General features: G+C 65.9%; 5 protein-coding genes. All 5 read left to right on the top strand.

Annotation, left to right across the window (positions count from 1 at the left end; genetic code table 11):
* The first annotated feature begins 182 nt into the window (after positions 1–182).
* The 5 genes from ACX9NZ_RS02680 (at position 183) to ACX9NZ_RS02700 (ending at position 13,717) form a co-directional block, all read left to right on the top strand.
* A complete protein-coding gene (locus ACX9NZ_RS02680; protein WP_407495809.1) occupies positions 183–3,185 on the top strand; it encodes a PD-(D/E)XK nuclease family protein in 3,003 nt (1,000 codons plus the stop codon).
* Between the two features lie 3 nt (positions 3,186–3,188).
* Positions 3,189–6,737: a UvrD-helicase domain-containing protein gene (locus tag ACX9NZ_RS02685; RefSeq protein WP_407495811.1), complete on the top strand. Its 3,549-nt coding sequence runs from the start codon at positions 3,189–3,191 to the stop codon at positions 6,735–6,737.
* Between the two features lie 342 nt (positions 6,738–7,079).
* Complete coding sequence (dnaE, locus tag ACX9NZ_RS02690; protein ID WP_407495813.1) at positions 7,080–10,883, top strand: DNA polymerase III subunit alpha; 3,804 nt, start codon at positions 7,080–7,082, stop codon at positions 10,881–10,883.
* A gap of 304 nt (positions 10,884–11,187) precedes the next feature.
* Positions 11,188–11,553 (top strand): desulfoferrodoxin family protein, encoded by a 366-nt coding sequence (locus ACX9NZ_RS02695; protein WP_294159771.1) that lies wholly within the window; start codon positions 11,188–11,190, stop codon positions 11,551–11,553.
* Positions 11,554–11,749: 196 nt separating this feature from the next.
* Entirely contained in the window at positions 11,750–13,717 is a 1,968-nt protein-coding gene (locus ACX9NZ_RS02700) for a hypothetical protein (RefSeq protein ID WP_407495816.1), read from the top strand.
* Positions 13,718–13,725 lie beyond the last annotated feature (8 nt).

The following is a 13,725-nucleotide window of genomic DNA, read 5'->3' on the forward strand; positions in this document are numbered from 1 at the left end:
CGCGTGCCGACAACTGCCAAAGCCCGCCCCTCGCAGTCACGAGATTGCGGGGGGCGGTTTCTTTTGCGCGGCGGACGGGGACCAACCGCCGCATCGATCGCATGGGGTTTGCCCGCGCCACACGAACGTGTCCGCGCGGGCGTGTAGGATGGAATGATGAGACTTCTATCGAGGATGGGGACATGGGACTGAAGGTCTACACGACGCAATCCGCGTCGGCGCTCACGGGCGCCGAGGTATCGCTGCTCGCAGGAGCGGCGCGCGAGCACGGCCGCGCCACGCTGCTGGTGCCCACGTTCGCCGAGCGGGACCTGTGTCGCCGCGCCCTGGCCGACGCGCATGTCGGCACGGGCGTCGACGTGGCGACGCCCACGACGTGGATCGAGGGGATGTGGGAGCTGTTCGGCGACGGGCGCCGCATCGTGGCTCCGCTCGAGCGCCACATGCTCGTCGCCGCGCTCATGGCCGGCCGCAGCGCCGCCTTTATCGCGCCCCTGCGGGGCAATCCGGGCACGGTGCGGCTCGTTTGCCAGATTGCCGAGGCGCTGCTGCCCGAGATCGCCGCCCCCGCGGCGTCGGGAAAGGAACTGCCCGAGGCCGACAATGACGCCGAGCGCGTCGTGTTCTCATTGGTGCGCGATTACGCCGGCATGCTCGAGGCACGCGGGCTCGTCGAGGCGTCGGAGGCCGCCCGCCTCTTGGCGCGGCTCGTCGACTCCGAGGCGCCCGCGTGCGCGCGTTTCGTCGCCGTGCGCGACGTCTCCCGCCTGCCCGGACATGTGATGCGCCTGTTGATGGCCGTCGCCGGCGTGGGCGAGGCAGCTGTGCTGCTCAACCCCGACCAGCGATCCCTCGCCGCGGGACTGCCCACCCCCGTCGAGGTGGTCGGGCTCGATGCGCTCGCATCTGCCCCGCGCTTCCAGGGCGACCCCGAGTTCCTCGAGGTCGCGGGCCCGCATGCTCGCGGAGCCGCCTACGCGCGCGCCATCAGCGGGCTCGTGGCGGACGGCCGTGATGTGGTGGTTGCCTCCGCTCGACCGTCAGACGTGTTCGATGAGGTCTCGCCCCGTTTGGCGGCTCGTGGGATCTGCTCGGAGTGCGCTCTCGTGGCACGGTTTGGTGACACCGAGGTCGGCCGTCGCTTCGCCTCCCTGTCCGACGTGGTCGCCCGCATGAAGGAGGCGGGGGAGGACCCCGAACGCGCTGCGACGTGGTGGCCCGCGCCGGAACTCACCGATTGGCTCTATTCGCCGCTCTCCGGCATGGACTCCAATTCCGCGCGGAAGTTCGATAAGAAGATCCGCTCCAATCGCTCCCTGACGCCCGAGGCGGTTCTGCGCACCCTGCAGAGCTACCAGAGCCAGACCGCGACCATGCGCCAGCGCTCCGAGCATTCCGGGCCCTATGCCCAGGTCCCCGCCGTCTGCGCGAGCGTCGTCTCGTATCTGTGGCAGGAGCGCCCCGTTTCGGCGCTCAAGGCCATGTGCGCCGTCGCCGCGGCGCTTCCCCCGAGCGCCTTCGGTTGGAGGGATGGGTCGGTCCGCGCCGGCGTCGAGGCCACCATGGCCGCCAAGGCCATCGAGGCCCTGGCGGATACCGCCCGTGAGATGGACGTCCCCCAGTCCGTGGCCGTGACGGTGTTGGACGGCCTAACCGTATCCGCCCGTCGTCGCGCCGAGTCGAGCGGCTTCGCTCATGCGGGCCCCGATGGGGGCGCGACGGCGCCCTGCGTGCGGTTCATGACGCTCGCCGATACCGCCCTGCTGCCCGCGGGCTCCGTGGACGCCGTCTTCATCGCCGATGTCGACGTCGACAATTTCTCGCTCGCGCACGAGGAAGGGGCTCTCGAGGCCCTTTCCGCCAAGCTCGGCGCCGCTCCCGTCGAGCTCGAGCCGGCCGCCCGCCTGCGCGACCTGTTCGACCGGGCGTTGGCCGCGGCGCGCTTTCGCGCGATTCTCGCCCGCGTCACGCATGACCGCCAGGCGAAGGACCGCTACCCCGCCGCGATGTGGACGGAGCTGGCGGCGGCCGTTCGCGCGTCGGGGCGCATCGCGGATGTCGTCTCGGCGGGCGAGGGCGATATCGTGGGGGATCTCGACATCGCCGCCGGCGCCGGCCTGGCTTGCGAGCGGGTGGCGTGCCTGTCCCCGCAGGAGCTGGGGAAGGACGCCCTCCGTCATCTGGTACTGTACCAACGCGACCCCGCCGACCCGTCCCGTCTCGTGCCGCGCCAGCTGTCCGCCTCGCAGATCGAGAGCTATGCGACCTGTCCGCTGTGCTGGTTCATCTCATCGCGCGTCCGCCCCCAGTCGCTTGATGCGGGGTTCGGCAATATGGAGAAGGGCAATTTCGTTCACGACGTCATGCATCGCCTGCACGCCGAGCTCATCGAGGAAGGGATCCCGCGCGTCACGCTCGAGAATCTCGCGGGGTGCCTGGAGAGGCTGCGGAGCGTGTTCGATCGCGTCCGAGCCGAGCATGCGCGCAACAAGACCTCGAGCTCCGGCGCGCTCGTCGCGCACTCGGCCCTCGAGCGCGCGCAGGTGGATGAGATCCTTCCGCAGCTCGAGGCGGTGGTCCGGTACGAGGCCGAGGCGCTCGCGCCCTTTGCGCCGGAATACCTCGAGTACTCTTTCAACGGCCTCGGGGTCGAGTACGCCGGGCGCCCGCTCGGCGGGCGCATCGACCGCGTGGACGTCGATGCCGAGGGACGCGCGATGGTCATCGACTACAAGCACCGCGCCGACGTCAACGCCTTCAAGCTCTCCGACCCCACGGTGGCGAAGCGCGACGGCACCGTCCCGGCGGATGACCCCGACTGGCTGCCCGAGCATACGCAGTCGCTCATCTACGCGCAGGCGTTGCGTCACTCCGAGCTCGCCCTCGACGCCCGCGGAGCCCTCTATTTCTCGACCAAGGGCGGCGCCCCCGCCATGCGTGGCGCCGTTTCCGAGGAATTCGCCGAGGTCGAGCGTGGCGACGGCCGCGTGCCCGGCCTGCGGACGGGCTTCCCCGACACCGAACGCGGCGGTTCCATGAGCTTTGACGAGCTGCTCGACCGCGTCGAGCGGACCATCGCGCGCAAGCTCGACTCCCTCGAGGCGGGAGACGTGGCGGCGGCGGAGAAGCCAGGCGCGCGGTGCGCGTTCAATCACGACCTTGGATTCGAGCGGAGGGACGCTTAAACGATGGATCTTTCCACCCTCATGCCGCAGCAACGCGACATCGTGACCACCCTCGACCGCCCGCTGTTCGTTTCGGCGGGCGCGGGCTCGGGCAAGACCTTCACCCTCACGCGCAGGATCTTGTGGGCGCTCTCGCCCGAGTCCGGCCCCTTCATCCGGAGCCTCGACCAGGTGCTCGCCATCACGTTCACCAAGGATGCGGCGGCCGAGATCCGCGAGCGCGTCCGTGGCGCCCTTATCGAGGAGGGGATGGCCGACGTCGCCCTGCAGGTCGATGACGCCTGGATCTCGACCATTCACGGCATGTGCTCGCGCATTCTACGCGCCCATGCGCTCGAACTCGGCCTCGACCCCGAGTTCACGGTGCTGGATGAATCCGTCTCCGGCCCACTCATGGATCGGGCGGTCGATGCCGTGATCGGCCGTGAGCGGGACGGTTTGGGCGCGCTGAGGGAGTGGTTCCCGCTCACCGGCGAGCTCGACCCTTCCGGTTTCGAGGCGGGCACGAGTGCCAGGCGCCTGGTGCGCGTGCTGCTCGAGCGCGCGAGCGCCTCGCGCCACGGCTTCGACGACATCGATTTCGTCCGCGGCACGGCGGACTTCTCCGGCCTCATGGACGCCTATCGCCAGTGCCTCGGCGCGAGTGCCAAGGCGGCAGAGACCGCGCGCATCGCGCTGGACGCCCTCGAGGCGTACGAGAGCGGCCCCCAGACGCGCGGCGACCTCGCTTCCTGCATGCTCGCCTGCGGCATGCCCCGTCCGAGCAAGGCCTTTCCCAAGGAGCAGGTTGCCCTGCTCAAGGCGGAGGCGGCCGATGCCTTCGTCAACGCCTATCTGGCCCTCGGCGGCCCCGCACTCGATGAATTGCTCGCGCTCGCCCGCGCCGTCGGCGACGAGTACGCCGCCCTCAAGGCGGAGCGCTCGGCGCTCGACAACAACGACCTCCTCCGTCTCACCTATGAGGCGCTGCGCGACCATGCCGGCATCCGCGAGGCGTACGCCGGCAAGTTCGCGATGGTCATGATCGATGAATTCCAGGACACCGACCAGCAGCAGGTCGACCTCATCAACTTCCTTACGGGCGAGGGCGGTCGCGCCCTGTGCACCGTCGGCGATGCCCAACAGTCCATCTATCGATTCCGCGGCGCCGAAGTCGAGGTCTTCCGTCGCGCGCAGCGCCGTATCGAGGATGAGGCGGCCGCGGGATCCGTAGGATCCGTGGTCGAGCTCGTCAAGAACTTCCGAAGCCACGCCGAGGTGCTCGAGTACGTCGCCCGCATCTTCGACGGCGGGAAGGGCGGCATCATGCCGGGCTTCCTCGATTTGCTCCCGCACGACGGGCGCGTCGACGGTCTGCGGGTCGCGGGCGCCTCGCGTCGTCAGGCCCTGCTTGTCGCGGGCGGCACCACCGAGGAGCGCACGGCGGCCAAGGCCGAGGCCATCGCCCGCCGGTTCCGCTCGCTCGCCGATGCCGGTCAGCCCGTGGGGGGCATGGTGCTGCTGCTGGGCGGCATGCCCCGCGCCGGCGTGTACGCGGACGCGATCCGCGCGCAGGGTCTCGACTGCGTGATCAGCGGCGGATCGGTGTTCGCCTCCACGGAGGAGGCCAAGACCGTCCGCGCGCTCGTGCACATGCTCGGCAACCTGGCCGATACCGCGCATGGCCTCGCCCCCGTGCTCGCCTCGCCGCTGCTCGCCCTGGGCGTCCAGGAATTCCTTGCCCTGGCCACGGCATGGGATACGCAGACCGGCGAGACCCGTCGCCGCAATATCGAGCTCGGCATTCTCGTCGATGACGACGCACCGGGCTTCGGGGAGCTTCCGCTGCTCGCCCGTGCCCGAAGCGTCCTGCGCCGGGCTCTCTCGCGCCTGGGGAAGGACCCGCTTACTTCGATCGTGCGCGATGTGGTCAACGAGTCCGGTTGGATGGTCCGTCTCGCCGAGCGGGGGGCGGAGGGCCGCGCGCAGGCTGCGAATGTCCTGAAGGCCATCGACGCCGTGGCGGAGGCCGAGGCCGAGTTGGGCAACGCGCCGCGCCAGGTGGCGTTCGCTTTCGACCGTTTCCTGGCGGGCAAGCAGGCACCCGGCGCCCTCAACGAGGAGGGGGGCAACGCGGTGCGCATCATGACGGTGCACGCCTCCAAGGGCCTCGAGTTCCCCGTAGTCGCGGTGTCGGAGTGCTTCGGCATCCGATCCAACTCCGATCGCATGCAGTCCGCCCGCCGCGATGACGGCACGATCGGCCTCGTCGCCCTGCCCGGCCGTTTTCCGAGTTGCCGTGATTCGTCCGGCTCCTTCGTCGACGGCGCCGAGGTGGAGAAGCAATTCAAGAAGTATCTGAGCGGATCGGGCGCCACGGGGCCCTGGCTCGATGCGAGCTTGGTCGACGATGTGTGCGCGACTGGATCGGCCGCCGAGGCATGGCTGTCCATGCGCAACGAGGAGGACCGCCTCGCACTCGAGGAGCGGGCCCGTCTGCTGTACGTCGCGATGACGCGCGCCCGCGAGGTCTGCCTGCTCGCGATGGATGTGCCCGTTGGCCGCGGCAAGGACGCGGCTCTCGCCCTCAGGCCCGAGTTGGATCTCACGCAAGCCGTGCTCGAGCGCATCCTGCCCGATGAGGGCGCCTCGCTCGCGTGCGACCGCCTCGTGTTCGACAACGCCCAAGCGGGCGATTTCGAGCTGATCGCCCTCAGGGACTTCTCGTATGGCGGCGCCGCATACGAGGCGAATGCCGAGCCGGCCGATGCGGAGGCCTCGGTTGCGGACGCCCCGGCACCCGAACCGACGGATTCCTTCACGCTCGTCGAGCCGGCGAGTGTGTACATGCGCGTCGTGCCCGCCGAGCGCGCCCCACGTGATTCGTACAGTTATTCATCGATCTCCGCCGAGTTGCACGAGGAGGGGGAGGACCGTGCGGCCGCCGCCGGGGCTCCCGAGGGCGATGACATCGATGAGGCGGTCGCGCCGAGCGAGGTCGACGCCCTGCGCGATGAGCGCGAAGAGAGGGCCGCTCTGTCGCGTGCCGGAGACCCGACCGCCCTGGGTAGCGCCTTCCATGCCGCATGTCAGTGGTTGATCGAACTTGATCGCGTCGATTTGCCCGCCGAGCGCGCTGACGCCCTGTGCCGCTACTGGGGCTGCACGCCCGCCCAGCGCGAGCGCTTCGATGCCGCGGTCGCGCGCTGGCTTTCGAGCGATGTGCGCGCCGAGGCACTTGCCTGGCCGTGCCGCCGTGCCGAGGTGCCGTTTTACACGCTGGGCATGGACGGGCTCGTGGGGCGCTTTGGGCCTTATGCCGAGGGCGCCATCGACTTGCTGTGCACCGACCCCGCTCGCCCCGGTCATGCCCTGCTGATCGACTACAAGACCGGTGGGAGCCCGGACGAGACGCCCGGGCGGCTGCATGAGAAACACCGCCTGCAGGCCGAGGTGTACGCCGACGTCCTGCACAAGGCCGGCTTCGAGCGCGTGACGCTCAAGTTCGTGCGCGTCGAGGTACCCGACCCCGTCGACCCCGCGCAGCCCCAGGTCGTCACGTACGAGCTGTGATGCTTCCGATGAAACCCGCAAAATCGAGGTCGGGGGCGATCACTATGGCCGCTTGCCCCCGCGGTCAACTCGCTTGTTCGATGAGGTCTCTGTTCGGATCGCCTTGTGGCGGCAAACGGTAGCACAACTCGACAAAACTTCCGGAAATCGCGAAGTTTTTGCTACTTGTGCTACCGTTTGTCCTCGCGCCCCCGGTCGCGTAATCGAACACACTGTGTGCCTTCCACGAGCCGGGGGCGCACATGCGTTCTGTCCGCTCGCTCGGTTAGAATCAATAGCGTTCGAAATGGGGTCGAAGGGCCTCGAGGATATTCTCAGCACATCAGTTAGGAGCCATAGCACATGGCATTCGTCCACCTGCACAACCATACCGTCTACTCCATGCTCGACGGCGCGACGCGCATCGGCGACATGGTCAAGCGCGCGGTCGATCTTGGCATGCCCGCCGTGGCAATCACCGATCACGGCTACATGTACGGCGTCCCCGAGCTCGGCCTCGCCTGCGACGCCATTAACCACGGCACGCCTGAGTACAAGGTATGGAGCAAGGACAAGTCGTTCCTCGAGAAGGGCCGCCGCGACGAGCTCGAGTGCCCCGACTCCGAGAAAGATCCGCGCGGGTACGAGCAGCATATGAAGGACCTCGCGATGTGGGACGCCCAGGGCAACATCGATGAGCTCAAGCCACCGCTGGTCATTAAACCCATCTTTGGCTGCGAGGTCTATTTCACCCCCGACGAGACGCTCGCGCGCGACCGCAAGCCCGAGCTCTACCACATGGTGCTCTTCGCACAGAACGAAACGGGCTACGTCAACCTCATGCAGACGGTCTCCGAGGCCGCCGTGCAGGGTTTTTACTATAAGCCGCGTGTGACGCTGGACAATCTGCGCCGCCACCGCGAGGGCCTCATCGCGAGCTCGGCGTGCATCGCGGGCATCATCCCCAAGTGCATCGACCGCGGTGAGATGGACAAGGCGATCGAGTGGGCGGAGACCTTCCGCGACACCTTCGAGCCGGGCAATTTCTACATCGAGATCCAGGAGCACGGCATTACCACCGACTCCGGCATCACCGACGAGGAGCTCTCCAAGATCCTTATCGAGATCGCCCGCCAGGTGGGCGTCAAGGTCATCGCCACCAACGACTTCCATTACCTCACGCGTGACGACGCTCCCGTGCAGGACGTGGTCATGTGCATCGGCACGAACTCCAAGATCGACGACCCCAACCGCATCCGCATGGAGGGCTCCGAGTTCTACATGAAGACCGAGGAGGAGATGCGCGCGCTGTTCCCCTATTGCCCCGAGGCGTGCGACAACACCCTCGAGATTGCCGAGAAATGCAACGTCGAGCTCGACTGGGACAGCATCATCCTGCCGAACTACCCGCTGCTCGACCCCGGCGAGACGCACGAGAGCCAGTTCCGCCGCGAGTGCGAGGAGGGCCTGGCAAAGCGCTATGGCGACGATTGGGACGGCAAGGAGATCAACGGCGTCGACATCCGCGAGCGCTTCGAGTTCGAATACAAGGTCATCTGCGAGAAAGGCTTCGCCGCTTACTTTCTCATCGTGGCAGAATACGTGCGCTGGGCAAAGCAAAACGGCATCGGCGTGGGTCCGGGCCGTGGCTCGGCAGCCGGCGCGCTCGTCGCCTACGCCATGGACATCACCACCTTCGACCCGCTATCGAACGGCCTCATGTTCGAGAGGTTCCTCTCTCCCGAACGTACCGAGATGCCCGATATCGATATGGACTTCGACGATGAGCGAAGGCTCGAGGTAATCGAGCACGTTCGCCAGCTCTACGGTCCCGAGAAGGTCACCCACGTCATCACGTACTCGACCATCAAGGCAAAGCAGGCCATCAACGACGCTGCGCGCGTGCTCGACTACCCGGTCTATATGGGCCAACGCCTGTCCAAGATGGTGTCGAGCGATCCCGGCGTCAAGCTCAAGCAGGTGCTTGAGAAGCAACCTGGCAAAGAGGACCTGTACAGCCCGGATTTCGTCGAGGCGTATCAGAAGGACGAGGACGCCCGCCGCATCATCGACACGGCGCTGTCCATCGAGGGCCTCACGCGCGGTGAGGGCGTTCATGCATGCGCGGTGCTCATCTGCCGCGACGCGGTGAACGAGCACGTGCCCACCAAGCTCGATACCAAGGGCGGTGTGGAGATCACCCAGTACGAGGGCCATACGGTTGCGGACATGGGCCTGCTCAAGATGGACTTCCTGGGCCTGCGCACCCTCACGGTCATCTCCAAGGCCAAGGCCAACATCAAGAAGAACTTCGGCATCGACATCGACGTGGACGCCATTCCCTTCGACGACCCCAAGATCTTCGAGCTCATGTGCGCGGGCCGCACCGCCGGCGTGTTCCAGGTCGAGTCCGCGGGCATGACCGCGACCATCAAGAACATGAAGCCGACCGAGTACAAGCACGTGGTCGCTCTAATCGCCCTGTACCGCCCGGGCCCTCTGGGCGCGGGCATGGTCGCGAGCTACATCAACCGCATGAACGGCAAGGAGGCGGCGGTCTCCTACGACCCTCGCCTTGACGGCATTTTGGGCGAGACCTACGGCACGATGGTCTACCAGGAGCAGGTCATGCTCATCTCGGTCGAGATGTGCGGCTTCTCCAAGGGCGAGAGTGACTCCCGTATCCGTAAACCCGTGGCCAAAAAGAAGATCAAGATGCTCACCGACCAGGTGTTCAAGTGGTCCGATGGCGAGGAGGAGACCATCTACGACCACTGGATGAACGGCGCGGTGCGCAACGATTACAAACGAGAGACAGCCCAAAAGATCTGGGACGACGTCCTTGAGTTCGCGTCCTACGCGTTCAACAAGTCCCACTCCGCGGGCTATGCCATCCTCGTCATGCAAACCGCCTGGCTCAAGGCCCATTACCCCAACGAGTACATGGCGGCGGTGCTCACCTCCTACACCGGCAAGACCGACAAGATTGTGCATTACGTCTCGGCGTGTCGCCACGACGGCATCGCGGTCCTGCCTCCGGACATCAACGAATCCGGCACCGAGTTCACGGCGACCGCCGAGGGAGTGCGCTTTGGCCTCGCGGGCATCCGCGGCGTGGGCGAGGGTGTGACCGAGGCGATCATCGCCGAGCGCGAGAAGGGTGGACCTTTCAAGAACCTGCACGATTTCGTCGAGCGCGTGGATTCGAGCCAGGCGAATCGCCGCGTGATCGAGGCCCTCATCAAGGGCGGCGCCTTCGATTCGACGGGGTATCCGCGCCGTCAGCTCATGCACTTCGTCGACCGCGAGAACCCCGAGAACATCATTGACGCCGCGGTGAAGCGCCAAAAGGACCGCGCGGCGGGTCAGACGTCGCTGTTCGATGTCTTCGGTGACGTCGAGGGGTCGGGCTTCGAGGTCATCGTCCCAGAGCCCGACGGACAGGAGTGGGACCGCCACATGAAGCTCTCCTTCGAGAGGGAAGTCTTGGGCATCTACGTTTCCGACCATCCGCTGCGTCCGTACGAGTACGCGTTGGCGAAGGCGCGCGAGTTCACCCTTTCGCAGATCGACACGGGTTTTGAGACCATGGGCCCCACGGGCAACGCCGTGAACCAGGAGATTCCCGAGGGTAAACCGTACTGGTGGGCGGGCATGGTGTCGAGCGTGGGCAAGCGTGTGACCAAGAACGGCGACCCCATGGCGATTGTTCAGCTCGAGGACATGGAGGGTGAGGCGACGGTCGTCATCTTCCCCAAGACGTACAAGCAATGCGAAGGGTATCTCTACGGCGAGGTGGACCCTGAGACGGGAGCGCAGCTCTCCGACGCCTTCATTCGTGTGAAGGGTAAGCTCGAACGCTCCGACCGCGGCGATCAAATCATCGCGCAGGAGATCGAGCCGCTCGTGCTGAACGACGAGAGCAATCGTCCCAAGGTGTTCGAGATCATGATTCCGAGTGCCCGGTTCTCGCAGTCCAACATGGCGCGTTTGGCGACAGTGCTGAGCACCAATCCCGGTGGAGACCGCGTCGAGCTCTTCATCGAGCAGGGCGACGGGCAGACCATGCGGGCCGAGATTCCCACGCGAGTCAATGCGCGCTCGATTCCGCTTATTGCCGAGGTCAAGGGCATCGTGGGCAACAAGGGCCGCGTAACGGTGATCTAGTCCCAGCCGCCGCCGGAGTCCGCGAGCGCCCGGCTCTTATCCGGCGCTCGGGCAGTCCTGCGCAAGACGGAGCGTCCACTGGACGCTCCTTTGCGTGCGGAACTCGCGGCGGACAAGAGCCGGGCGCTCGCGGACTCCGGCGGCCTGCGCTTTCGATGCGTTCGCACCTCTATTCTGAGTTGATTGTCCCGGGGGTGCGGGACGATATGCCCCGCACTCACGGGACGACGCGTTACGTTGGAGCATATTTGGGCATACTATCCTTTGATTGCATCTGCAACGAAGTCTGAAAGGATCTACTGATATGGCAACGTTTTTCAAGAATGATGAGACGGGCAAGTTCCTCGCCGCCATCGATGCCGACATGGTCGCGCCCGCGGGGTATACCGAGGTCGTCGCGAACTCGGTGGACGCCGCCACTGAGAAGCACGTCCCTGTAATCGATGTGCAGCGTGAGGGCCATGTCCTTAACGTGACCGTGGGCGAGGTCGAGCATCCCATGGAGGCCGAGCACTACATCGAGTGGATTGCGCTCGAGGCCGCCGGTCGCTTGGAGGTTCACTACCTCAAGCCCGGCCAGGCTCCCACCACCTTCTTCGCCGGCGGGGCCAAGACCGGTATCGCTTACGCCTATTGCAACCTTCACGGCCTGTGGAAGGCTGAGTTCTAAGGACTCGCTCTCTTAGTCGTCAGTTTGATGCAGGGGCCTGGCCCTCATGGTGCATCGCCGTCCGTCGGATGGGGGCACTGAGGGGGCCAGGTCCTTTGTCGTACGGCTGCGAACTTCCAAGAGGGTATACTCGGTTGCACGCAATGTCCCGACACGCAGTCGGGGAACTCACGAACAAGAAAGATGGATTTCGCAGATGAAACTCGCACTTGCGCAGATACACGCTCGTCTCGGCGACTTGGATGGCATCTGCGCGCGCGTTGAGCAACAGCTCGCCATCGCCCATGAGGCGGGCGCGGACCTGCTCTGCCTGCCTTCGCCGCTCTTTTGCGGCGTCACGCCTGGCACACTCGTCGAGAGCGCTGACTTCGAGCACGATCTGCTATGCGTCCTGCAACGCCTCGCCCGCGTCGCCGACGACTTGGGAATGGCGTGCCTGGCGCCCGCCGTTCTCGCACTCGAGTCGGGTCAGCTGTTCGAGATTTTCATGCTGAGGAAGGGCCGCGTCGTTCCCTTGCGCCTCACGATGGTACGGCATCAGGAGATTCTGCCCGTATCGCCATGGAGCCCCCCGATCTTCGAAGTTGCCGGCACGAGGATAGCCGCCACCTTCGATGCCGCGCGCGACCTCGATTCCATTCCAAACGGGTGCGATATGGTCATCTTCTTCCCGGTGAATGGCTTTGACATGACCGATCCATCTACCACGGCCGTCGCCTCGGTGTCGCAGGGCGGTTTTCGTTCCGAGGTCGAGCGGGCGGGTGTTTGGTTCGCCTGCATGGAGCCCCTGGGTGGCTATGATGACGCCGTGTACACCGGCGGTTCCTTCGTCATGGATGACGGTGGCCGTGTGGTCGCGCAGGCCCCCTGTTTCGAGGAAGCCCTCCTTGTCCAGGAGGTGCGGCGCGGGGTGATGGTGGATGCGGCGGCACTGCACGATTTGCCCATGTACCGCCGGGAGATCTGGTTATGGGAGGCCCTTCGCCTGCATGTGCGCGACGCCGTCGCCGCCCATGGGTTTGGACGCGTGATCGTGCCTCTTGCCGGCGATCTTCCGAGTAGCCTGCTCGCCGTTTTGGCGGTCGATGCGCTGGGGCCGCGCAACGTCCTCGGCTTGCTTGTTGGCCATGAAGACGCCCTGACCTCTGCACAGGAGGTGGCCGAAGCCGAGCGCTCTGCCCTTGCGCGCGAGGTCGCCACGGGACTCCACATGCGCCTTCTCGAACGGACCGCCCCGAGCGCGACGCTTCTTGTCGATCGTGACGTTCCGGCTCCTGACGACTCGGGCATGCGCCGCGGCATCGACGCCCTTTTGTTGGCGGATACGGCCCGTGAGCTCTCTGCCCTCGTGCTCGCTCCCTTCACCAAGACCGATTACGCCCTGCGCGCGAACACGCTCGCAACGCTTCAACCATGTTGCCTCGCGCCTTTTGGCGACGTATATCTCTCCGCGCTCGAGTGGGTTGCCAAATTCCATGCGCGGGTCTCATCTGCACTTCCCAATCGGCTGATGGGATCCGAGGCGGTCTCCCATGTCCAAGCCACGATTGTGCGCGACGCGATTGGCCAGCTCAACATAGACGAGGCACTTGATCAGCGTGCCCGGCATCTGCTGGAGTCGATCGATTCGGCTCAAATCGATGCGACGCTCGAGGCGCACGTCGATCGCAACGCGGCCATCGATGCCCTGCCCCTCTCGACGATTTCTCCCGAGGCATCCGCTCTGCTGCTTATGCTTGTGCGCCACAATGAATCCGGTCGCCGGATGCTGCCACCTGCGCCCATCGTCTCGGCACGTGGGTTCACCGAACGACTTTGGCCTGTGCAGCTTGCCTGGTCCGACATGGGTACGCGTGGTGAGGAGCGCCTGCGCGCCTCAGATTTTGCCGAAGCGGAGTACCGTCGTATGGAGTGGAAGGGCTCGGAGCGCAGCGAGCAGGCGCGTGGCGAGATTTTCGGAATGCTCGGCGAGATGTTGGGGCTCACGCCCGAGCAACAGGCAGAGCTCATGAGTGAGGAAAGCCAGGAGCGCATGCGCGAAGAGCTGCGTGAAATGGAGGGCAATCTGCGCGAGCTGTTCCGACGCATGGCGGAATCTGGAGAGGGCTCCGAAGGGCCCGGCGCGTCACCCACCAGCGGGTTCAGCTTCTTCTCCTTGAACTGAGGCTGCGC

It is taken from the genome of Collinsella sp. BM28 (assembly GCF_054551995.1).